Genomic DNA, 19,998 nt, shown 5'->3' on the forward strand with positions numbered 1-19,998 from the left:
CCATGTTGATTCCCCGTCGAGTCAAGTACCGCAAGCAGCACCACCCCGGCCGCTCGGGCCAGGCCACCGGCGGCACCAAGGTGTCGTTCGGTGAGTACGGCATCCAGGCGCTGACGCCCGCTTACGTGACGAACCGTCAGATCGAGTCCGCTCGTATCGCCATGACGCGTCACATCAAGCGTGGCGGCAAGGTGTGGATCAACATCTACCCCGACCGTCCGCTCACGAAGAAGCCGGCCGAAACCCGCATGGGTTCCGGTAAGGGTTCGCCCGAGTGGTGGGTCGCCAACGTCAAGCCGGGTCGGGTCCTCTTCGAGGTCTCGGGCGTCTCCGAGGAACTCGCTCGCGAGGCCATGACCCGTGCCATCCACAAGCTGCCCCTCAAGGCACGCATCATCAAGCGCGAGGAGGGCGACGCATAATGTCCGTCGGAACGAAGGAGCTCGCCACCGTCGAGCTCGACACCTTTGAAGACGAGCGACTCGTCGACGAGCTGAAGAAGGCCAAGGAGGAGCTGTTCAACCTGCGCTTCCAGTCGGCCACCGGTCAGCTCGAGAGCCACGGCCGCCTGCGTGCCGTCAAGCGCGACATCGCCCGCATCTACACGGTCATCCGTGAGCGCGAGCTCGGCATCCGTGCCACTCCCGCACCGGTCGAGGCTCCGGCCAAGGCTGAGAAGAAGACGAAGAAGGCCAAGGCCGAGGCAGCTGCCCCGGCCGAGGCCGAAGAGACGAAGGAGGCCTGAACATGGCTGAGACCAAGAAGGCTGCTGCAGCCGAGGTCGCCGAGTCGGCCGAACTCGTTCGCGGGTACCGCAAGGTTCGTCGTGGCTACGTCGTCAGCGACAAGATGGAGAAGACCATCGTCGTCGAGGTCGAGGACCGCGTGAAGCACCCGCTCTACGGCAAGGTCATTCGCCGCACCTCGAAGATCAAGGCCCACGACGAGCAGAACTCCGCCGGCATCGGCGACCTCGTCGTGATCACCGAGACCCGTCCGCTCTCCGCCACGAAGCGCTGGCGCCTCGTCGAAATCGTCGAGAAGGCCAAGTAAGCCTCTGGCTTGCTTGTTAGAAGGAGACAACAGTGCTTCAGCAGGAATCACGAGTCAAGGTCGCCGACAACACCGGCGCCAAGGAGCTGCTCACCATTCGCGTGCTCGGCGGGTCCAAGCGTCGCTACGCCGGCCTGGGTGACGTCATCGTCGCCACGGTCAAGGACGCGATCCCCGGCGGCAACGTCAAGAAGGGCGATGTGGTCAAGGCCGTCATCGTCCGCACCGTCAAGGAGACCCGTCGTCCCGACGGTTCGTACATCAAGTTCGACGAGAACGCCGCGGTGATCCTGAAGAACGATGGTGACCCTCGCGGCACCCGTATCTTCGGACCGGTCGGTCGCGAGCTTCGCGACAAGAAGTTCATGAAGATCATCTCGCTGGCACCGGAGGTTATCTAGTCATGGCCAACATCAAGAAGGGTGACCTCGTTCAGGTCATCTCGGGCCGCAGCCAGGCCCGCGGCGGAGACCGCGGCAAGCAGGGCAAGGTCATCGAGGTGCTCGTCGCCGAGAACCGCGTCGTCGTGCAGGGTGTGAACTTCGTCACCAAGCACGTGCGCGTCGGCCAGACGCAGCGCGGTTCGAAGACCGGCGGCATCGAGACCCACGAGGCGCCGATCCACGTGTCGAACGTGGCGCTCGTCGACCCCGAGACGAAGAAGCCGACCCGCGTCGGCTTCCGCGAAGAGCAGATCACGAAGGACGGCGTCACCAAGACGGTCCGCGTTCGTTACGCAAAGAAGTCAGGCAAGGACATCTGATGACCGACACGGCTACGCAGGCTGGCAAAATCCAGCCGCGACTGAAGACCAAGTACCGGGACGAGATCTCGAAAGCCCTCACCGAGGCGCACGGCTACACCAACGTGCACCAGGTTCCGGGTCTCGTGAAGATCGTCGTGAACATGGGTGTCGGCGAGGCCGCGCGCGATGGCAAGATCATCGACGGCGCGATCGCCGATCTCACCAAGATCACCGGTCAGAAGCCGCAGGTCACGAAGGCACGCAAGTCCATCGCGCAGTTCAAGCTGCGTGAGGGCCAGCCCATCGGTGCGCACGTCACGCTCCGCGGCGACCGCATGTGGGAGTTCCTCGACCGCCTGCTCTCGCTCGCGCTGCCCCGTATCCGCGACTTCCGCGGCCTCTCGGACGCGCAGTTCGACGGCAACGGCAACTACACCTTCGGTCTCACGGAGCAGTCCGTGTTCCACGAGATCGACCAGGACAAGATCGACCGCGTTCGCGGCATGGACATCACCGTGGTGACCACCGCCAAGAACGACGACGAGGGTCGTGCGCTGCTCAAGGCGCTCGGCTTCCCGTTCAAGGCCGCCGAGTCCGCCAAGTGATCCTCGGATGCCGCGGGGCCAGCCCCGCGGCATCCGACCCCGGTCCCGACATCCGTCGGAGCCAACCACCACAGGTCACCACTCGTGTAACGGGTGTTGAAACCTGGTGAACGTTAGGAAACATCTGTCATGACGATGACCGACCCGGTCGCTGACATGCTGACCCGCCTTCGCAATGCGAACTCGGCGCACCACGACACCGTGAAGATGCCGAACTCCAAGCTGAAGTCGCACATCGCCGAGATCCTCACCAACGAGGGCTACATCGCCGGCTTCGAGATCACCGACGCGCGCGTCGGCAAGGATCTCACGCTGACCCTCAAGTTCGGCCCGAACCGCGAGCGTTCGATCGCGGGCATCAAGCGCGTCTCGAAGCCCGGCCTCCGCGTCTACGCGAAGTCGACCGAGATCCCCAAGGTGCTCGGCGGCCTCGGCGTCGCGATCCTGTCCACCTCCAGCGGTCTGCTGACCGACCGCCAGGCCGAGAAGAAGGGCGTGGGTGGGGAAGTCCTCGCCTACGTGTGGTAGTTCCATGTCACGAATCGGACGACTCCCCATCGACATCCCCGCGGGTGTCGAGGTCAAGATCGACGGCTCCGCCGTCTCCGTCAAGGGCCCCAAGGGCGAGCTGGCGCTCACCATCGCGTCGCCCATCGAGGCGAAGGTCGAGGAGAACCAGGTTCTCGTCACCCGTCCCGACGACGAGCGCGCCTCGCGCTCGCTGCACGGCCTCACCCGCACGCTGATCGCGAACCAGATCATCGGCGTCACTCAGGGCTACTCCAAGGGCCTCGAGATCGTCGGCACGGGCTACCGCGTCGCGCAGAAGGGCTCGTCGCTCGAGCTCGCGCTCGGCTTCTCGCACCCCGTCGTCGTCGAAGCCCCGACCGGCATCACGCTGACTGTCGAGGGCAACAACAAGATCACGGTCGCCGGCATCGACAAGCAGGCCGTCGGCGAGACCGCTGCGAACATCCGCAAGATCAAGAAGCCCGAGCCCTACAAGGGCAAGGGCATCCGCTACGCCGGCGAGGTCGTGCGTCGCAAGGCCGGAAAGTCAGGTAAGTAATCATGGCTGTGAAGACCAAGACGGCTGCGCGTTCGCGCCGCCACACCCGCCTTCGCAAGAAGGTCGTCGGCACGGAGCTGCGTCCGCGCCTCGTCGTCACCCGCTCGGCACGTCACGTGTTCGTGCAGGTCGTCGACGACAGCAAGGGCCTGACCGTCGCCAGCGCCTCGACCATGGAGGCAGACCTCCGTGCGTTCGACGGTGACAAGACCGCCAAGGCCAAGAAGGTCGGCGAGCTCGTCGCCGAGCGCGCGAAGCAGGCCGGCATCGAGTCGGTCGTCTTCGACCGCGGCGGAAACAAGTACGCCGGTCGTGTCGCAGCGATCGCCGATGGAGCGCGAGAGGCAGGGCTCAACCTGTGAGTGAGAACACTGTGAAGGAGACCGAGGTGACTGCAGAGGCACCCGTCGAGACGGCCGCAGCCTCTGAGCCGGCTCGCAACGAGCGCGACAACCGCCGCGGCGGCGGTCGCGATCGCAACCAGGGCGGCCGCGACCGCGGTGGCCGCGACGCCGAGAAGAGCCAGTTCCTCGAGCGCGTCGTCACCATCAACCGCGTGTCGAAGGTCGTCAAGGGCGGCCGTCGCTTCAGCTTCACGGCGCTCGTCGTCGTGGGTGACGGCAACGGTCTCGTCGGCGTCGGCTACGGCAAGGCGCGCGAGGTCCCGACCGCGATCTCGAAGGGCGTCGAGGAGGCGAAGAAGAACTTCTTCCGCGTTCCCCGCGTCGGCTCGACCATCCCGCACCCCGTGCAGGGCGAGGCGGCCGCCGGTGTCGTCCTCCTGCGTCCGGCGTCGCCGGGTACCGGTGTCATCGCCGGCGGTCCCGTGCGCGCCGTGCTCGAGTGCGCCGGCATCCACGACGTGCTGTCGAAGTCGCTCGGCTCGTCGAACACGATCAACATCGTGCACGCAACCGTCGAGTCGCTGAAGCAGCTCGAAGAGCCGCGTGCCGTCGCCGCCCGTCGTGGTCTCGACTACGACCAGGTCGCGCCGGCCCGTCTGCTGCGTGCCGAGGCGCAGGCGGCCGAGGCCGCCGCAGCAGCGAAGGCAGGTGCCTGATGGCCAAGCAGCTCAAGGTGACCCAGATCAAGTCCAAGGTGAGCGAGAAGCAGTACCAGCGTGACACGCTGCGCAGCCTCGGGCTCAAGCGAATCGGCCAGTCGGTCGTGCGTGAGGACAACCCGCAGAACCGCGGGTACGTCAACACCGTCGCTCACCTCGTGAAGGTTGAGGAGATTGACTAATGGCTGACGAGAAGATCGACGCCACCGCAGAAGCCCCCAAGAAGGCTCCCGCGAAGAAGGCGGCCGACAAGCCCGCCGCCGAGAAGAAGGCCGCCCCCAAGGCGGCCGCTGCCAAGAAGGCGCCGGCCAAGGCCGCCGCCGCGAAGGCCGACGACGCCGCCGCCGAGAAGGCGCCTGCGAAGAAGGCCCCCGCGAAGAAGGCAGCTCCTGCGAAGACGGCCGCTCCCAAGGCGGACGTCGCCGAGAAGCGCGAGCCCGTGCTGAAGGTGCACCACCTTCGTCCGGCCCCCGGTGCCAAGAAGGACAAGACCCGCGTCGGACGCGGTGAGGGTTCCAAGGGCAAGACGGCCGGTCGCGGCACCAAGGGTTCGAAGGCCCGCAACAACATCCGCCCCGGGTTCGAGGGTGGCCAGCTTCCGTACCACATGCGTGCGCCGAAGCTGCGCGGCTTCAAGAACCCGTTCCGCGTCGAGTACCAGGTCGTGAACCTGGACAAGCTCGCGGAGCTCTACCCGAAGGGCGGCGACGTCACCATCGCCGACCTGGTCGAGAAGGGCGCCGTCCGCAAGAACGAGCGTGTCAAGGTCCTCGGCAACGGCGACCTCCAGGTCAAGCTGAACGTCGCGGTCGACAAGGTCTCCGGCTCCGCCGAGCAGAAGATCGTCGCCGCCGGCGGTTCGGTCAAGTAGGACCAAAGCACCACCATCGGTTCGAGCCTGTCGGGACCTCGCGTATGATTCACGAGGGTCTCGACAGGCTCGAGCCATATTTGGACTGACTCCACGACGGAGTAAGACTGACTCCACGACGGAGTAACAGGAGGACGAGTGTTCAACGCCATCGGGCGGATCTTCCGCACGCCGGATCTTCGCCGCAAGCTCGGGTTCACGCTGGGCATCGTCGCCCTGTTCCGACTCGGCTCGTTCATCCCCGCGCCGTTCGTGGACTTCGGCAACGTGCAGGCGTGTCTCGCCGCCAGCCAGACCACGACGGGCCTCTACGAGCTCGTGAACCTCTTCTCGGGCGGAGCGCTGCTCCAGCTGTCGATCTTCGCGCTCGGCATCATGCCGTACATCACGGCATCGATCATCGTGCAGCTCCTGCGCGTCGTCATCCCCCACTTCGAGACCCTCTACAAGGAGGGGCAGTCGGGTCAGGGCCGCCTCACGCAGTACACCCGGTACCTGACCATCGCGCTCGGCGTGCTGCAGTCCACCACGCTCATCACCGTCGCCCGTTCGGGTGCGCTGTTCCCCTCGAGCGACCCGTCGTGCTCGCAGCTGATCACGAACGACGCCTGGTACGCGATCCTCCTCATGGTCATCACGATGACCGCCGGCACCGGCCTCATCATGTGGATGGGCGAGCTCATCACCGAGCGCGGCATCGGCAACGGCATGTCGCTGCTCATCTTCACCTCGATCGCCTCGAGCTTCCCCGGCTCGCTCTGGTCGATCGCCCAGGCGCGCGGCCTCGACACGTTCTTCGTGGTGCTCGCCGTCGGGCTGCTGGTCGTCGTCGCCGTCGTGTTCGTCGAGCAGTCCCAGCGACGGGTTCCCGTGCAGTACGCCAAGCGCATGGTCGGGCGGCGCACGTACGGCGGCAACAACACCTACATCCCGATCAAGGTCAACATGGCCGGCGTCGTGCCCGTGATCTTCGCCTCGTCCCTGCTGTACCTGCCCGCCCTCATCGCGCAGTTCAACCAGCCGGCCGCCGGCGAGGAGCCGCAGGCATGGGTCGTGTGGATCACGAACTACCTCACCAAGGGCGACCACCCGCTCTACATGCTCCTGTACTTCCTGCTCATCGTCGGGTTCACGTACTTCTACGTCGCGATCACGTTCAACCCCGACGAGGTCGCCGAGAACATGAAGAAGTACGGCGGGTTCATCCCGGGCATCCGCGCCGGCCGCCCGACCGCCGAGTACCTCGACTACGTGCTCACGCGCATCACGCTGCCGGGCTCGCTCTACCTCGGCCTCATCGCGCTGCTGCCGCTCATCGCGCTGTCGGCGTTCGGCGCCAACCAGAACTTCCCGTTCGGCGGCGCCTCGATCCTCATCATCGTGGGTGTCGGCCTCGAGACCGTGAAGCAGATCGATGCGCAGCTCCAGCAGCGCCACTACGAAGGGCTCCTCCGATGACGGCCTCCGCCACCGGCTCCGCTCGGTTCCTGATCGTCGGCCCGCAGGGCTCCGGCAAGGGCACGCAGGGCGTGCTCGTCGCCGAGGCCTTCGGCGTGCCCCAGGTCGCCACCGGCGACATCTTCCGCGCGAACGTCGCCGGCGGCACCGAGCTCGGCAAGCGCGTGCAGGCCATCATCGAGGCCGGCGATCTCGTGCCCGACGCGCTGACGAGCGAACTCGTGCGCGACCGCCTCGAGCAGGCCGATGCGGCGCAGGGCTTCCTGCTCGACGGCTACCCGCGCAACCGCGGCCAGGTCGACGACCTCGCCGCGTTCCTGACGGCACGGGGCGAGGCGCTCGACGCGGTCATCGAGCTCGACGTCCCCCGCCGCGAGAGCATCGCGCGACTGCATGACCGCGCCGTGCAGCAGGGCCGCACCGACGACACCGAAGAGGTCATCGCGAACCGTCTGGCGATCTACGAGCGCGAGACCGCCCCGATCCTCGACGTGTACCGCGAACACGGCCTCGTGGTGAAGATCGACGGCGTCGGAACGCTCGACGAGGTCACGCAGCGCATCTTCGAAGGCCTCGCGACGCGCGGGCTGGTCGCGGGCGCCGCGGCCTGACCCGCGTGTTCCGCCGGTCGATCTACAAGTCGGCGCAGGAGCTGCGCTCCATGCGCGCCGCCGGCGAGGCGACCGCGGCCGCCCTCGCGGCCGCACGACGGCTGATCGTGCCGGGCTCCGACGGACTCGCGCTCGACGCGGCGGCCGAGCGCGTGATCCTCGAGCGAGGCGGGCGTTCCAACTTCAAGCTCGAGCCGGGCTATCGTCACACGCTCTGCGTGTCCGTGGGCGACGACGTGGTGCACGGCATCCCCGTCGACCGCGCCTTCCGGCCCGGTGACATCGTCTCCGTCGACGGCGGGGCCGAGGTCGACGGCTGGAACGGCGACGCCGCGTTCACGACCGTGATCCCCGATCCGGAGCGGCCCGACGTGGTGGCCGCCCGCATGCGGCTGAGCGAGGTCACCGAGGGGGCGCTGTGGGCGGGAGTCGCGGCCCTCGCGACGGTGCGCCGGCTCAACGAGGTCGGATTCGCGATCGAGGAGTTCGTCGAGCGCGAGGGCGAATACGGCATTCTCACCGACTACGTGGGCCACGGCATCGGCCGGTCGATGCACGAGGAACCTCCGGTGTTCAACTACCGTGTCGATCGGCGGGGCCCCGTGGTGCGGCCCGGCCTCGTGGTGGCGATCGAGCCGATGATCGTGGCCGGATCGATCGAGACCTTCGTGCGCGACGACGGCTGGACCGTGACCACCTCCGACGGCGCCGACTCGGCCCACTGGGAGCACTCGGTCGCCGTCCACGCCGACGGCATCTGGGTGCTGACCGCCGAGGACGGCGGCGCCGCGGGGCTCGCGCCGTTCGGCATCGCACCCGTTCCGATTCCCTGACGCCCGCAACGGCGCGCCCGCGTCCCTCGGCGACTAGGGTGAGGTGCGGGGGAGCCGTGCAGGACGCTCGAGACCGGTCTGAACGGCCAGACGGGAGGACGACGGATGCTGATCACTGGCACGGGCATCGGCGGGGGAGTCGCGATCGGCCCCGTCGCTCGCATGGCGGATCCGTTGCCGGAACCGTCCGCAGAGCCGAGCAGGCTCGACCCCGCGACCGAGGCGGATCGGGCGAACCGGGCGCTCGCAGCGGTCGGCGCCGAGCTGCTCGAGCGCGGCCGAAGCGCAGGCGGCGCCGCGCAGCAGATCCTCGAGGCGCAGTCGCTCATGGCGCAGGACCCGACGCTCGCCGGCGGCATCGCCGAGCGCGTCGGACAGGGTGCGACCGCCGAGCGGGCGGTGTTCGAGGGATTCGCCGGCTACCGCGAGGTCCTGCTCGGCATGGGGGGTTACCTCGCCGAGCGTGCGCCCGACCTCGATGACGTGTCGCAGCGCGTGCGCGCCGCGCTCGCAGGGGTCGCGGCGCCCGGCCTGCCGGCGCCGGGGCATCCGTTCGTCCTGGTCGCCCACGACCTCTCGCCCGCCGATGCCGCTTCGCTCGACCTCGACCTGGTGCTGGCCGTCGTCACGGCCGAGGGCGGCCCCACCTCGCACACCGCCATCCTGGCCCGGGAGAAGGCGCTCGTCGCGATCGTCGGCGCGCACGATGCGTCGAGCCTCGTCGACGGCGCCGAGGTCGTCGTCGACGCCGCGAACGGCACCGTCGTCGCCGACCCCTCGGCCGAGGAGCTCGCGGCGGCACGCGTCCGCATCGAGCAGCGGGCTGCGCGCGCCGACGCGCCCGCGCTGCCGGGGGCACTCGCCGACGGCACCCCGATCCCGCTGCTGGCGAACCTCGGGTCGGCCGCCGCGGCGCCCGAGGCCGCCGCGCTCGGCGCCGAGGGCGTCGGGCTGTTCCGCACCGAGTTCCTCTTCCTCGACGCCGCGGAGGCGCCGTCGGTCGACGCCCAGCAGGAGCAGTACACCCGCCTGCTCGCCGCGTTCCCGGGTCGCAAGGTCGTCGTCCGGGTGCTCGACGCCGGTGCCGACAAGCCGTTGGCGTTCCTCGACGCATCGGAGGAGCCGAACCCGGCACTCGGCCTCCGCGGTTTGCGCTCGCTCCGCGTCTCGGAGCAGATCCTGCGCGATCAGCTCACGGCCCTCGCGAGAGCGGATGCCGCGACCGACGCCCGACTCGAGGTGATGGCGCCGATGGTGGCCACCGTCGAGGAGACCCGGTACTTCACCGGCCTCGCGCGCGAGCTCGGCATCCGCGTCGCGGGGGTCATGGTCGAGACGCCGGCCGCAGCGCTCATCGCCGACCGGATCCTCGCGGTCGCCGACTTCGCCTCGATCGGCACGAACGACCTCACCCAGTACACGATGGCCGCCGACCGGTTGCTCGGCTCGGTCGCCGGGCTGCAGGATCCGTGGCATCCGGCCGTGCTGCGGCTGATCGGCGAGGTCGGCACGGCCGGTGCCGTGCTCGGCAAGCCGGTCGGCATCTGCGGCGAGGCGGCAGCGGATCCCCTGCTCGCGGCGGTGCTCGTGGGCCTCGGCGCGACGAGCCTGTCCATGTCGCCCTCGGCACTCGCCGACGTGCGCGCCTCGCTCGCCGGCATCACGCGCGATGACGCCGAGCGCATGGCGAAGGCGGCGCTCGCGGCAGACGGTGCCGCAGAGGCGCGGGCCGCTGCAGCATCCGAACGGCCGGCGAGCGGCTGAGCGCACCCCTGTCACGGACGGCGTGACCGGTGTGACCGGCCGACCGGCTCGGATTGCGGGCCCGACTGGCTTAATCGCGTCGAATGACCTAGAGTTGACCCTTGGTGCTCTGCACGTGCGCCTTGGCATGCCCGACGACTCGTCGAGCGGCCGGGCTCCGCTTCGAAGCATCATCGCACGACCAGCAACCCAAACTCCAAGCGATAGTGAGGCTATGGCCAAGAAAGACGGCGTCATCGAGATCGAAGGCTCGGTCGTCGAGGCTCTCCCGAACGCAATGTTCCGGGTGGAGCTCACGAACGGACACAAGGTTCTCGCACACATCTCAGGCAAGATGCGTCAGCACTACATCCGAATCCTCCCCGAGGATCGCGTGATCGTCGAGCTGAGCCCCTACGACCTGACGCGCGGACGCATCGTCTACCGCTACAAGTAAACGCTGCTGGAAAGTAACGGCCCACGGCACCCCGCGGGCACGAAGACAGCGAATCCAAGGAAACACTCATGAAGGTCAACCCCTCCGTCAAGCCCATCTGCGACAAGTGCAAGGTCATCCGCCGCCACGGCAACGTCATGGTGATCTGCGAGAACCCGCGCCACAAGCAGCGCCAGGGCTAGTCAGAAGACTTCCGGGCCGCCCCCTCGGGCGCGGCCCGCTCCCACAACTGAACATCGCATATCGGCAACACCAGAACCGCGCATCTCCGGATGCCGCGGGGACACCTCGGGGCGGAGGCCCGGGCACCGGTGTTGCTCCACACCTCCACTTCGAAAACAGGAGAAGCCACCCATGGCACGTCTTGCAGGAGTCGACATCCCGCGCGAAAAGCGCGTGGAGATCGCACTTACCTACATCTACGGCGTCGGCCGCACTCGCGCGCTGAAGACGCTCGCGGACACCGGCATCGACGGCAACATCCGCGTCAAGGACCTCAGCGACGACCAGCTCGTCGCGCTGCGCGACTACATCGAGGGCAACTACAAGGTCGAGGGCGATCTTCGCCGCGAGGTTGCCGCAGACATCCGCCGCAAGGTCGAGATCGGCTCGTACGAGGGCATCCGCCACCGTCGCGGCCTCCCGGTCCGCGGTCAGCGCACCAAGACCAACGCTCGTACCCGCAAGGGCCCGAAGCGCACCGTCGCCGGCAAGAAGAAGCCCGGCCGCAAGTAACCGCTCGTCGCCAGATCTAGGAGATTTCACACATGGCAGCATCCAAGGCGGCTACTCGCAAGCCGCGCAAGAAGGAAAAGAAGAACATCGCCGTGGGCCAGGCCCACATCAAGTCGACGTTCAACAACACGATCGTCTCGATCACCGACACCACCGGTGCCGTGATCAGCTGGGCCTCCTCCGGCGGCGTCGGCTTCAAGGGCTCGCGCAAGTCGACCCCGTTCGCCGCGCAGCTCGCCGCCGAGTCGGCCGCGCGCCAGGCGCAGGAGCACGGCATGAAGAAGGTCGACGTGTTCGTCAAGGGCCCCGGCTCCGGCCGTGAGACCGCGATCCGCTCGCTCCAGGCCGCAGGCCTCGAGGTCGGCAGCATCAACGACGTGACGCCGCAGGCGCACAACGGCTGCCGTCCGCCGAAGCGCCGCCGCGTCTAAGCACTCCTCGTCGGTCGAGCAGCGTCCGGCGCCCGAACCGGGACCCGCGGCATCCGCGGGCCTCGCACGGGTTCCGAATCGCCTGCTCGACCGGCGGCACGCACGTTCTACAACTCAAGATCCTCGAACTCGCAGGTGTCATATAGCGGACACCCTGCCGAAAGGAATCAACAGTGCTGATCGCACAGCGTCCGACGCTCACCGAAGAGAACATCTCGGAGTTCCGTTCGCGTTTCGTGATCGAGCCCCTCGAGCCGGGCTTCGGTTACACCCTGGGCAACTCGCTCCGGCGTACGCTCCTCTCGTCCATCCCGGGCGCAGCCGTCACGAGCATCCGCATCGACGGCGTGCTCCACGAGTTCTCGACCGTTCCCGGTGTGCGTGAAGACGTCACCGAGATCATCCTGAACATCAAGAACCTGGTCGTCTCGAGCGAGCACGACGAGCCCATCACCGCGTACCTGCGCAAGCAGGGCGCGGGCGAGGTCACCGCCGCCGACATCTCGGCTCCGGCCGGTGTCGAGGTGCACAACCCCGAGCTCGTCATCGCCACGCTCAACGAGTCGGCGAAGTTCGAGCTCGAGCTCACCATCGAGCGCGGCCGCGGCTACGTCTCGGCGAGCCAGAACCGCAACGAGTACTCCGAGGCCGGCCAGATCCCGGTCGACTCGATCTACTCGCCGGTGCTCAAGGTCACCTACCGCGTCGAGGCCACCCGTGCCGGCGAGCGCACCGACTTCGACCGCCTCGTGGTCGACGTCGAGTCGAAGCCGGCCATCAGCCCGCGCGACGCGATCGCCTCGGCCGGCCGCACGCTGACCGAGCTGTTCGGTCTCGCGCGCGAGCTCAACGTCGCGGCCGAGGGCATCGAGATCGGCCCCGCGCCGGTCGACGCGGTGCTCTCGAGCGAGCTCTCGATCCCGATCGAAGACCTCGACCTCTCGGTGCGCAGCTACAACTGCCTCAAGCGCGAAGGCATCAACACGGTGTCCGAGCTCGTCGCCCTCTCGGAGTCGCAGCTCATGAACATCCGCAACTTCGGTCAGAAGTCGGTGGATGAGGTCAAGGACAAGCTGACCGAGATGGGTCTCTCGCTGAAGGACTCGGTTCCCGGTTTCGACGGCGCCCACTTCTACACGGGCTTCGAAGAAGAGAACTAGTCGACCGCGCCCGTCGCACTCACCCCCGAATACTGGAGATAACGAACCATGCCGAAGCCCACCAAGGGCCCCCGCCTCGGCGGCGGACCTTCGCACGAGCGGCTCATGCTCGCGAACCTCGCGGCTGCGCTGTACACGCACAAGTCGATCACCACGACCGAGACCAAGGCGAAGCGCCTTCGTCCGCTCGCCGAGCGTCTCATCACGTTCGCCAAGCGCGGCGACCTGCACGCCCGCCGTCGCGTGCTCGCCGTGATCGGCGACAAGGCCGTCGTCCACGAGCTGTTCACCGTGATCGCTCCCCAGGTCGCCGACCGTGAGGGCGGCTACACCCGCATCACGAAGATCGGCAACCGCAAGGGCGACAACGCACCCATGGCCGTGATCGAGCTCGTCCTCGAGCCCGTCACGCCCAAGGTCCGCGCCGCCAAGCCGGCCGCCGCGCCGGTCGCCGACGAGGCTCCCGCCGAGGAGCCCGTGGTCGAGGCCGAGGAGACCGTCGACGCCGCCGAGGCGACCGACGAGACCGTCGAGGCCGAGGCTCCCGCCGAGGAGTCGGCCGACGCCAAGTAGTCGACCCTGACGGAACGGGCCCCGGTGCACTGCACCGGGGCCCGTTCCGCGTTCCGCGACTCGGGTGCTCCATCCGACGGCATCCCGTCCGCTCTCGCACGACGCCGACCGCCGAGGCGCGCCGGGCGTTCTAGGCTTGCCTGCATGAGCACGATCGACGAGCCGCCGACGGCGGGCATCGACCGCGAGGCATCCGCCGGCCCTGAGGCATCCGCCGTGCGCATCAGGCTCGACATCGCGTACGACGGCACCGATTTCTCCGGTTGGAGCCGTCAGCCGAGGCTGCGCACCGTGCAGGGCGTGCTCGAGGACGCGCTCGCGACGCTCTTCCGCCGGGCGGGGGAGCGGCCGCGGCTCACGGTCGCGGGCCGCACCGACGCCGGCGTGCACGCGCGGGCCCAGGTCGCGCACCTCGACGTGCCCGAGGCCGCGCTCGTCGCGGTGACCTCGCGACGGCGGGGCCACGCGCACGAGAGCCACGATCGGGCCGCGGTGCTCGTACGCCGCCTGACCGGCATCATCGGCGCGGACGCCGACGTGGTGATCACCCGCGCCTCGATCGCCCCGACCGGGTTCGACGCCCGGTTCTCGGCCGTGTGGCGCCGATACGAGTACCGGGTCGCCGACGCCGCCGCGGCGCACGACCCGATCACGAGACGCACGACCGTCTCCTATCCGAGGCCCCTCGACGTGGAGGGCATGGACGCCGCCGCCGGCACGCTCCTCGGCCTCAACGACTTCGCCGCGTACTGCCGGCCCCGCGAGGGGGCGACGACGATCCGCACCCTCCAGACGTACCGATGGCGGCGCGCCGCCGACGGCGTGCTCGTGGCGTCGCTCCAGGCCGACGCGTTCTGCCACTCCATGGTGCGCGCGCTCATCGGCGCGTGCGTCGCCGTGGGCGAGGGCCGGCTCGCACCCTCCGATCCGGTCGCCCTGATGCGCGCCGCCGAACGCACAAGTGCGTTCAAGGTGATGCCGGCGAAGGGGCTCGTGCTGACGGAGGTCGGCTACCCCGATGCCGCCGAGCTCGAGACCCGTGCCCGGTTGACGCGGGCGCGCCGCGAATTGCGCATCGACGGGGTCGTCGGCTAAGCTGTCTCTTTGGTATCGCCATCTGCGCCGGTACCCGAAGTTGAGCCCTCCACCGGGTCGCTCGACCGCATCGCGGGAGAACGCCCATCGGAGTGGGATTCACGAACCCCTCACTCGAACAGAAAGCAGCACTACTGTGACGCGCACGTACACCCCCAAGGCGAATGAGATCCAGCACGACTGGGTCGTCATCGACGCCACCGACATCGTTCTCGGTCGTCTCGCGAGCCACACCGCAGCCCTGCTGCGCGGCAAGCACAAGCCGACCTTCGCGAACCACATGGACACCGGTGACTTCGTCATCATCGTCAACGCCGAGAAGGTGGCCCTGACCGGCCAGAAGCTCGAGCAGAAGAAGGCCTACCGCCACTCGGGCTACCCGGGCGGCCTCAAGGCCGTCGGCTACGCCGAGCTCCTCGAGAAGAACCCCGTCCGCGCCGTCGAGAAGGCGATCCGCGGCATGCTTCCGAAGAACTCCCTCGGGCGCGCCCAGATCAAGAAGCTGAAGGTCTACGCGGGCGCCGAGCACCCTCACGCCGCTCAGCAGCCCAAGCCGTACACCCTCACCCAGGTCGCGCAGTAATTCCGGCGCCCTCGACGTTCTCGAAAAGGATTCACACCACCATGGCGAAGATCGCAGACCAGCTCGACGCGGCTCCGGAGAGCTACACCACCGAGAGCACCCCCGCGGCAGCTCCCACCACCCCCCGTCCCGTGCTCAACGTGTCCGGCGCAGCCGTCGGCCGCCGCAAGCAGGCCATCGCGCGCGTGCGCGTCGTCCCGGGCGCAGGCAACATCACGGTCAACGGCCGTGAGTTCGCCGACTACTTCCCCAACAAGCTGCACCAGCAGCTCATCACCGACCCGTTCACCGTGCTCGAGCTGACCGGCTCGTACGACGTGATCGGCAAGATCACCGGCGGCGGCCCCTCGGGCCAGGCCGGCGCGCTCCGTCTCGCGATCGCACGTGCGCTCAACGAGATCGACCGCGAGAACAACCGCGCCACCCTGAAGAAGGCCGGCTTCCTCACTCGCGACGCCCGCGTCATCGAGCGCAAGAAGGCCGGTCTCAAGAAGGCCCGCAAGGCACCTCAGTTCTCGAAGCGCTGATCCGGGCCTCCGGTTCTCCGAATGCCTCGGCTCTTCGGCACTGACGGGGTCCGGGGCCTGGCCAACCGTGAACTCACGGCTGACCTGGCCCTGGGCCTCGCCCAGGCGGCTGCCGCCGTCCTCACACAGGGGCGGCACGCCGACGAACTCCGCGCCGCCGGGCGTCGCCCGGTCGCGGTGGTCGCGCGCGATCCGCGCGTCTCCGGTGAGTTCCTCACCGCGGCCGTCTCGGCCGGCCTCGCGAGCTCCGGCGTCGACGTCCTCGACGCCGGCGTCATCCCGACCCCGGCCACGGCCTTCCTGATCGACTCGATCGGGGCCGACTTCGGCGTCATGATCTCGGCGTCGCACAACCCGGCGCCCGACAACGGCATCAAGTTCTTCTCCTTCGGCGGCACGAAGCTGCCCGACGAGGTCGAGGACCGCATCGAGTCCTACCTCGGCAAGCAGAAGCTCGCACCCATCGGCGGCGGCGTCGGCCGCATCCGCCGGTTCGCCGACGCGGAGGACCGCTACGTGGTGCACCTGCTCGGCACCCTGCCGAACCGTCTCGACGGCATCCACGTCGTGCTCGACTGCGCCCACGGCGCGGCGGCCGGCGTGTCGCCCGAGACGTTCCGCGACGCGGGCGCGAAGGTCACGGTGATCGGCGCCGATCCCGATGGCATGAACATCAACGACGGCGTGGGCTCGACCCACCTCGATCTGCTCTCCAAGGCCGTGCTCGAGCACGGCGCCGACGTCGGCATCGCCCACGACGGCGACGCCGACCGCTGCCTCGCCGTCGACGCCGACGGCAACATCGTCGACGGCGACATGATCATGGCGATCCTCGCCGTGGCGATGCACGAGCGCGGCGCCCTGACCGACGACACCCTCGTCGTGACGGTCATGTCGAACCTCGGCCTGCGCCGCGCGATGGCCGATCGCGGCATCCGCGTGGTCGAGACGAAGGTCGGCGACCGCTACGTGCTCGAAGCGCTCGGGGCCGAGAAGCTCGCCCTCGGCGGCGAGCAGTCGGGCCACGTCATCATGAGCGAGCATGCGACGACCGGCGACGGCGTGCTCACCGGCCTCCATCTCGTCGCCGAGATGGCACGCACCGGCAGGTCCCTGGCCGAGCTCGCCTCCGTGATGACGGTCTACCCGCAGGTGCTCGTGAACGTGCGGGGCGTCGACCACCACGCCATGGCCGGCGACGACGTGATCGCCGCGGCGGTCGCCGCCGTCGAGGCCGAGCTCGGCGAGAGCGGGCGCGTGCTGCTGCGACCCTCGGGCACCGAGCCGATGGTGCGGGTCATGGTCGAGGCGCTCAGCCAAGACGAGGCCGAGCGCCACGCGGCATCCCTCGCCGACATCGTGAAGGCCCAGCTGGCCCTTCCGGCCTGATCGGGCGGAAGCGGCGCTGGGCGGATGCCGCGCCGGGCGGATGCCGCGATGGCGGATGCCGCCGCCGCGGCCTCGTGGCGCGTCAGAGCTTGCGCAGCAGCACGGTCGAGACCGAGTGGTCGGCGCTCTTGCGGAGGACGAGCGAGGCCCGCGACCTCGTGGGCCTGATGTTCTGGAGCAGGTTCGGCTCGTTGATCGAACGCCAGATCTCGCTCGCGCGGTTGCGGGCCTCGTCTTCGGTCAGGCTCGCGTACCGGTGGAAGTAGGAGCGCGGGTTCGCGAACGCACCGCGCTGGAGCTTCAGGAACCGCTCCTCGTACCAGCGGGCGATGTCGCTCGTGCGCGCGTCGACGTAGATCGAGAAGTCGAACAGGTCGCTGACGGCGAGCCGGTGGCCGGGGCCGGGCGGCTGCAGCACGTTGAGGCCCTCGACGATGAGCACGTCGGGGCGGCGCACGGTGATCTGGGCGTCTGGCACGATGTCGTACGCGAGATGCGAGTAGAAGGGCGCGCGCACCTCGGGGGCGCCGGCCTTCACCTCGCTCACGAACCGCAGCAGCGCACGGCGATCGTAGGACTCGGGGAATCCCTTGCGGGTCATGAGCCCGCGCCGCTCGAGCTCGGCGTTCGGGAAGAGGAACCCGTCGGTGGTGATGAGCTCGACCCTCGGCGTGTGCTCCCAGCGGGCGAGGAGTTCGCGCAGCACGCGGGCGATCGTCGACTTGCCGACCGCGACCGAACCGGCGACGCCGATGACGAACGGCGTGGTCTCGACGCGCTCGCGCAGGAACTCGCCGGTCGCGTTGCGCAGCGCCTTCGTTCCGCCGACGTAGAGATTCAGCAGTCGGCTGAGCGGCAGGTAGACCTCGGCGAGCTCGCGCATGTCGAGCGGTTCGCCGAGCCCTCGCAGCTGCACGATCTCGGTCTCGCTGAGCGGCGAGGGAACCGACGGCGCGAGCTCGGACCAGTCGGCGCGCGGGATCTCCATGAACGGCGAGAACTGCGCGATGGGAGTCGACGAAGTCTGCGGATCCGGCACCTCGACAGTCTAGTGTCGACGCGCGGCGGGGCAGCGGCCCCGGCGGTCGGTGCGCGGCCGGTGCGCGGTCGGGGTCGGCGCCGGCGCCACGTAGAATCGACCCCATGTGTGGAATCGTCGGATACGTGGGTGCTCGCAGCAGCATCGACGTGCTCATGGGAGGCCTGAAGCGCCTCGAATATCGCGGCTACGACTCGGCGGGAGTGGCGATCGTCGACGACGACGGCGCGATCGAGACCGCCAAGCGGGCCGGCAAGCTGAAGGTGCTCGCCGAGGAGCTCGCGGCGCATCCGCTGCATGAGGGGCGCACCGGCATCGGGCACACGCGCTGGGCGACCCACGGAGGCCCGACCGATCGCAATGCCCACCCGCATCTCGGCGACGAGGGCCGCCTCGCCCTCATCCACAACGGCATCATCGAGAACTTCTCCGAGCTCAAGCACGAGCTCGAGGCCGACGGCCTCACGTTCGAGTCCGAGACCGACACCGAGGTCGCGGCCGTGCTCCTCGGCCGCGAGGTGCGCCGAACGGGCGACCTCCGCGAGGCCTTCCGGCAGGTCGTGAACCGGCTCGAGGGCGCGTTCACGCTGCTCGCCGTGCACCGCGACGAGCCCGGGCTCGTGGTCGGCGCGCGTCGCAACTCGCCGCTCGTGATCGGGCTCGGCGAGGGCGAGAACTTCTTCGGCTCGGATGTCGCGGCCTTCGTCGAGTACACCAAGCGCGCCGTGGCCATCGGCCAGGACCAGATCGTGGCGATCACGGCCGACGAGGTCGTCGTCACCGACTTCGACGGCGTGCCCGTGCAGGTCGAGCCCTTCGAGGTGGCATGGGATGCCTCGGCCGCCGAGAAGGGCGGCTGGAGCTCGTTCATGCGCAAGGAGGTCTCCGAGCAGCCCGACGCGGTCGCGAACACGATCCGCGGGCGCATCGTCGACGGCGAGGTGCACATCCCCGAGCTCGAGTCGTTCGGCGACGACGAGCTCCGAGGCATCCGTCGCATCACCGTCGTCGCGTGCGGCACGGCGGCGTACGCGGGCCAGGTCGCGAAGTACGCGATCGAGCAGTGGGCGCGCGTGCCGGTCGAGATCGAGCTCAGCCACGAGTTCCGCTACCGCGAGCCGGTCATCGACGACGGCACCCTCGTCATCTCGATCAGCCAGTCCGGCGAGACCATGGACACGCTCATGGCGGTCAAGTACGCGCGCGAGCAGGGCGCCCGAACGATCTCGATCTGCAACACCCAGGGCGCGACGATCCCGCGCGAGTCCGACGCGGTCGTCTACACGCACGCGGGCCCCGAGGTCGCGGTGGCCTCGACGAAGGCGTTCGTGGCCCAGATCACGGCGCTCTACCTCTTCGGCCTGCACCTCGCACGCGTGCGGGGCACGCTGCCCCACGGAGCGCTCGTCGACGCGCTCGCCGAGCTGCAGGCGATCCCGGCCAAGATCGAGGAGGTGCTGGGCGAGTCCGAGCGCGTCGCGCAGCTGGCGCACTGGATGGCGGACACCCGGTCGGTGCTCTTCCTCGGGCGCCACGTCGGGTTCCCGATCGCGCTCGAGGGCGCGCTGAAGCTCAAGGAGCTCGCCTACATCCACGCCGAGGGCTTCGCCGCCGGCGAGCTGAAGCACGGTCCGATCGCGCTCATCGAACCGGGCCAGCCGGTCTTCGTCGTCGTGCCGAGCCCGCGCGGTTCCGCGAACCTGCACCCGAAGGTCGTCTCGAACATCCAGGAGATCCGCGCTCGCGGCGCTCGGGTCATCGCGATCGCCGAGGCGGGCGACGCGGCGGTGCTGCCGTTCGCCGACGAGGTGATCCGCATCCCGCTCGCGGCCCCGCTGTTCGAACCGCTCCTCGCGGTCGTCCCGCTGCAGATCTTCGCCATGGAGCTCTCGCAGGCCAAGGGGCTCGACGTCGACCAGCCGCGCAACCTCGCGAAGTCGGTGACGGTGGAGTGAGTC

Annotated in this window: 28 protein-coding genes; 27 read left to right on the top strand and 1 reads right to left on the bottom strand. The window is 68.9% G+C overall.

The annotated features are described in order from the left end of the window. Nucleotides 1-2: 2 nt before the first annotated feature. The 26 genes from rplP to glmM all read left to right on the top strand — a co-directional run bounded on the left by rplP (nt 3) and on the right by glmM (nt 17,001). A complete protein-coding gene (gene rplP, locus GQQ92_RS14145) occupies nt 3-422 on the top strand; it encodes a 50S ribosomal protein L16 (RefSeq protein ID WP_022889731.1) in 420 nt (139 codons plus the stop codon). After that, entirely contained in the window at nt 422-745 is a 324-nt protein-coding gene (rpmC, locus tag GQQ92_RS16955) for a 50S ribosomal protein L29 (RefSeq protein ID WP_092967732.1), read from the top strand. The genes rplP and rpmC overlap by 1 nt, the downstream gene beginning before the upstream one ends. Nucleotides 746-747: 2 nt before the next feature. Then, nucleotides 748-1,053 carry a 30S ribosomal protein S17 gene (rpsQ, locus tag GQQ92_RS14155; RefSeq protein WP_156999951.1) on the top strand — a complete coding sequence of 102 codons (306 nt, stop codon included), beginning with the start codon at nt 748-750 and terminating at the stop codon, nt 1,051-1,053. A 32-nt stretch (nt 1,054-1,085) separates the two neighbouring features. Next, a complete protein-coding gene (rplN, locus tag GQQ92_RS14160) occupies nt 1,086-1,454 on the top strand; it encodes a 50S ribosomal protein L14 (RefSeq protein WP_156999952.1) in 369 nt (122 codons plus the stop codon). A gap of 2 nt (nt 1,455-1,456) precedes the next feature. Continuing rightward, complete coding sequence (rplX, locus tag GQQ92_RS14165; RefSeq protein ID WP_055860164.1) at nt 1,457-1,816, top strand: 50S ribosomal protein L24; 360 nt, start codon at nt 1,457-1,459, stop codon at nt 1,814-1,816. Next, nucleotides 1,816-2,403 carry a 50S ribosomal protein L5 gene (rplE, locus tag GQQ92_RS14170; protein WP_156999953.1) on the top strand — a complete coding sequence of 196 codons (588 nt, stop codon included), beginning with the start codon at nt 1,816-1,818 and terminating at the stop codon, nt 2,401-2,403. Before rplX ends, rplE begins: the two co-directional genes overlap by 1 nt. Nucleotides 2,404-2,532: 129 nt before the next feature. After that, the gene (gene rpsH, locus GQQ92_RS14175) at nt 2,533-2,931 is read left to right on the top strand and encodes a 30S ribosomal protein S8 (protein WP_156999954.1); all 399 of its coding nucleotides are present in this window, start codon (nt 2,533-2,535) and stop codon (nt 2,929-2,931) included. A gap of 4 nt (nt 2,932-2,935) precedes the next feature. Further along, on the top strand, nt 2,936-3,472 hold the full coding sequence (gene rplF, locus GQQ92_RS14180; protein WP_156999955.1) for a 50S ribosomal protein L6: 537 nt from the start codon (nt 2,936-2,938) through the stop codon (nt 3,470-3,472). 2 nt (nt 3,473-3,474) lie between these two features. Beyond that, nucleotides 3,475-3,834, top strand: a complete 360-nt coding sequence (gene rplR, locus GQQ92_RS14185; RefSeq protein WP_156999956.1) for a 50S ribosomal protein L18 — start codon at nt 3,475-3,477, stop codon at nt 3,832-3,834. A gap of 26 nt (nt 3,835-3,860) precedes the next feature. Next, entirely contained in the window at nt 3,861-4,532 is a 672-nt protein-coding gene (gene rpsE, locus GQQ92_RS14190) for a 30S ribosomal protein S5 (RefSeq protein ID WP_372493386.1), read from the top strand. Further along, on the top strand, nt 4,532-4,717 hold the full coding sequence (gene rpmD / locus GQQ92_RS14195; protein ID WP_055860148.1) for a 50S ribosomal protein L30: 186 nt from the start codon (nt 4,532-4,534) through the stop codon (nt 4,715-4,717). Before rpsE ends, rpmD begins: the two co-directional genes overlap by 1 nt. Beyond that, the gene (gene rplO / locus GQQ92_RS16880) at nt 4,717-5,406 is read left to right on the top strand and encodes a 50S ribosomal protein L15 (protein WP_156999958.1); all 690 of its coding nucleotides are present in this window, start codon (nt 4,717-4,719) and stop codon (nt 5,404-5,406) included. The genes rpmD and rplO overlap by 1 nt, the downstream gene beginning before the upstream one ends. Before the next feature lie 138 nt (nt 5,407-5,544). Next, entirely contained in the window at nt 5,545-6,864 is a 1,320-nt protein-coding gene (gene secY / locus GQQ92_RS14205) for a preprotein translocase subunit SecY (RefSeq protein WP_156999959.1), read from the top strand. Beyond that, nucleotides 6,861-7,475 (top strand): adenylate kinase, encoded by a 615-nt coding sequence (locus GQQ92_RS14210; RefSeq protein WP_156999960.1) that lies wholly within the window; start codon nt 6,861-6,863, stop codon nt 7,473-7,475. The genes secY and GQQ92_RS14210 overlap by 4 nt, the downstream gene beginning before the upstream one ends. 5 nt (nt 7,476-7,480) lie before the next feature. Further along, the gene (gene map / locus GQQ92_RS14215) at nt 7,481-8,308 is read left to right on the top strand and encodes a type I methionyl aminopeptidase (RefSeq protein ID WP_269149185.1); all 828 of its coding nucleotides are present in this window, start codon (nt 7,481-7,483) and stop codon (nt 8,306-8,308) included. Nucleotides 8,309-8,413: 105 nt separating this feature from the next. Next, nucleotides 8,414-10,072, top strand: coding sequence for a phosphoenolpyruvate--protein phosphotransferase (gene ptsP, locus GQQ92_RS14220; RefSeq protein ID WP_156999962.1), 1,659 nt, complete (start codon nt 8,414-8,416; stop codon nt 10,070-10,072). A 214-nt stretch (nt 10,073-10,286) separates the two neighbouring features. Next, nucleotides 10,287-10,508 (top strand): translation initiation factor IF-1, encoded by a 222-nt coding sequence (infA, locus tag GQQ92_RS14225; protein ID WP_021759551.1) that lies wholly within the window; start codon nt 10,287-10,289, stop codon nt 10,506-10,508. A 68-nt stretch (nt 10,509-10,576) separates the two neighbouring features. Next, complete coding sequence (rpmJ, locus tag GQQ92_RS14230) at nt 10,577-10,690, top strand: 50S ribosomal protein L36 (protein ID WP_047561540.1); 114 nt, start codon at nt 10,577-10,579, stop codon at nt 10,688-10,690. Between the two features lie 172 nt (nt 10,691-10,862). Further along, on the top strand, nt 10,863-11,243 hold the full coding sequence (rpsM, locus tag GQQ92_RS14235; RefSeq protein WP_156999964.1) for a 30S ribosomal protein S13: 381 nt from the start codon (nt 10,863-10,865) through the stop codon (nt 11,241-11,243). 32 nt (nt 11,244-11,275) lie between these two features. Beyond that, the gene (gene rpsK, locus GQQ92_RS14240; RefSeq protein ID WP_156999966.1) at nt 11,276-11,674 is read left to right on the top strand and encodes a 30S ribosomal protein S11; all 399 of its coding nucleotides are present in this window, start codon (nt 11,276-11,278) and stop codon (nt 11,672-11,674) included. A gap of 173 nt (nt 11,675-11,847) precedes the next feature. Next, the gene (locus GQQ92_RS14245) at nt 11,848-12,834 is read left to right on the top strand and encodes a DNA-directed RNA polymerase subunit alpha (RefSeq protein WP_055860115.1); all 987 of its coding nucleotides are present in this window, start codon (nt 11,848-11,850) and stop codon (nt 12,832-12,834) included. Nucleotides 12,835-12,882: 48 nt separating this feature from the next. Further along, on the top strand, nt 12,883-13,407 hold the full coding sequence (rplQ, locus tag GQQ92_RS14250) for a 50S ribosomal protein L17 (RefSeq protein ID WP_156999968.1): 525 nt from the start codon (nt 12,883-12,885) through the stop codon (nt 13,405-13,407). A 144-nt stretch (nt 13,408-13,551) separates the two neighbouring features. Beyond that, nucleotides 13,552-14,502 carry a tRNA pseudouridine synthase A gene (locus GQQ92_RS14255; protein ID WP_156999970.1) on the top strand — a complete coding sequence of 317 codons (951 nt, stop codon included), beginning with the start codon at nt 13,552-13,554 and terminating at the stop codon, nt 14,500-14,502. 136 nt (nt 14,503-14,638) lie between these two features. Further along, nucleotides 14,639-15,085: a 50S ribosomal protein L13 gene (gene rplM, locus GQQ92_RS14260; RefSeq protein WP_156999971.1), complete on the top strand. Its 447-nt coding sequence runs from the start codon at nt 14,639-14,641 to the stop codon at nt 15,083-15,085. Between the two features lie 41 nt (nt 15,086-15,126). Further along, a complete protein-coding gene (gene rpsI / locus GQQ92_RS14265; RefSeq protein ID WP_156999973.1) occupies nt 15,127-15,612 on the top strand; it encodes a 30S ribosomal protein S9 in 486 nt (161 codons plus the stop codon). Nucleotides 15,613-15,633: 21 nt separating this feature from the next. Continuing rightward, nucleotides 15,634-17,001 (top strand): phosphoglucosamine mutase, encoded by a 1,368-nt coding sequence (gene glmM, locus GQQ92_RS14270; RefSeq protein WP_156999975.1) that lies wholly within the window; start codon nt 15,634-15,636, stop codon nt 16,999-17,001. An 82-nt stretch (nt 17,002-17,083) separates the two neighbouring features. On the opposite strand, the gene coaA is transcribed toward glmM, so the two are convergent. After that, entirely contained in the window at nt 17,084-17,989 is a 906-nt protein-coding gene (coaA, locus tag GQQ92_RS14275; RefSeq protein WP_232057715.1) for a type I pantothenate kinase, read from the bottom strand. Between the two features lie 155 nt (nt 17,990-18,144). On the opposite strand from coaA, the gene glmS reads away from it, so the two are divergent. After that, nucleotides 18,145-19,995, top strand: coding sequence for a glutamine--fructose-6-phosphate transaminase (isomerizing) (gene glmS, locus GQQ92_RS14280; protein WP_156999978.1), 1,851 nt, complete (start codon nt 18,145-18,147; stop codon nt 19,993-19,995). Nucleotides 19,996-19,998 lie beyond the last annotated feature (3 nt).

This window comes from Agromyces terreus, assembly GCF_009749465.1.
GTDB classification, from domain to species: domain Bacteria; phylum Actinomycetota; class Actinomycetes; order Actinomycetales; family Microbacteriaceae; genus Agromyces; species Agromyces terreus.

Bases quoted from the DNA above. Each gene is read 5' to 3' on its own strand.
- rplE (WP_156999953.1), top strand. From the start codon at position 1,816: ATGACCGACACGGCTACGCAGGCTGGCAAAATCCAGCCGCGACTGAAG.
- rpsM (WP_156999964.1), top strand. From the start codon at position 10,863: ATGGCACGTCTTGCAGGAGTCGACATCCCGCGCGAAAAGCGCGTGGAG.
- rplO (WP_156999958.1), top strand. From the start codon at position 4,717: ATGGCTGACGAGAAGATCGACGCCACCGCAGAAGCCCCCAAGAAGGCT.
- rpsH (WP_156999954.1), top strand. From the start codon at position 2,533: ATGACGATGACCGACCCGGTCGCTGACATGCTGACCCGCCTTCGCAAT.
- rplQ (WP_156999968.1), top strand. From the start codon at position 12,883: ATGCCGAAGCCCACCAAGGGCCCCCGCCTCGGCGGCGGACCTTCGCAC.
- GQQ92_RS14210 (WP_156999960.1), top strand. From the start codon at position 6,861: ATGACGGCCTCCGCCACCGGCTCCGCTCGGTTCCTGATCGTCGGCCCG.
- rpsK (WP_156999966.1), top strand. From the start codon at position 11,276: ATGGCAGCATCCAAGGCGGCTACTCGCAAGCCGCGCAAGAAGGAAAAG.
- coaA (WP_232057715.1), bottom strand. From the start codon at position 17,989: ATGGAGATCCCGCGCGCCGACTGGTCCGAGCTCGCGCCGTCGGTTCCC.
- rpmJ (WP_047561540.1), top strand. From the start codon at position 10,577: ATGAAGGTCAACCCCTCCGTCAAGCCCATCTGCGACAAGTGCAAGGTC.
- rpsQ (WP_156999951.1), top strand. From the start codon at position 748: ATGGCTGAGACCAAGAAGGCTGCTGCAGCCGAGGTCGCCGAGTCGGCC.
- rplR (WP_156999956.1), top strand. From the start codon at position 3,475: ATGGCTGTGAAGACCAAGACGGCTGCGCGTTCGCGCCGCCACACCCGC.
- infA (WP_021759551.1), top strand. From the start codon at position 10,287: ATGGCCAAGAAAGACGGCGTCATCGAGATCGAAGGCTCGGTCGTCGAG.
- rplF (WP_156999955.1), top strand. From the start codon at position 2,936: ATGTCACGAATCGGACGACTCCCCATCGACATCCCCGCGGGTGTCGAG.
- rplX (WP_055860164.1), top strand. From the start codon at position 1,457: ATGGCCAACATCAAGAAGGGTGACCTCGTTCAGGTCATCTCGGGCCGC.
- rplP (WP_022889731.1), top strand. From the start codon at position 3: ATGTTGATTCCCCGTCGAGTCAAGTACCGCAAGCAGCACCACCCCGGC.
- rpsI (WP_156999973.1), top strand. From the start codon at position 15,127: ATGGCGAAGATCGCAGACCAGCTCGACGCGGCTCCGGAGAGCTACACC.
- ptsP (WP_156999962.1), top strand. From the start codon at position 8,414: ATGCTGATCACTGGCACGGGCATCGGCGGGGGAGTCGCGATCGGCCCC.
- rpmD (WP_055860148.1), top strand. From the start codon at position 4,532: ATGGCCAAGCAGCTCAAGGTGACCCAGATCAAGTCCAAGGTGAGCGAG.
- glmM (WP_156999975.1), top strand. From the start codon at position 15,634: ATGCCTCGGCTCTTCGGCACTGACGGGGTCCGGGGCCTGGCCAACCGT.
- rpmC (WP_092967732.1), top strand. From the start codon at position 422: ATGTCCGTCGGAACGAAGGAGCTCGCCACCGTCGAGCTCGACACCTTT.
- glmS (WP_156999978.1), top strand. From the start codon at position 18,145: ATGTGTGGAATCGTCGGATACGTGGGTGCTCGCAGCAGCATCGACGTG.
- GQQ92_RS14255 (WP_156999970.1), top strand. From the start codon at position 13,552: ATGAGCACGATCGACGAGCCGCCGACGGCGGGCATCGACCGCGAGGCA.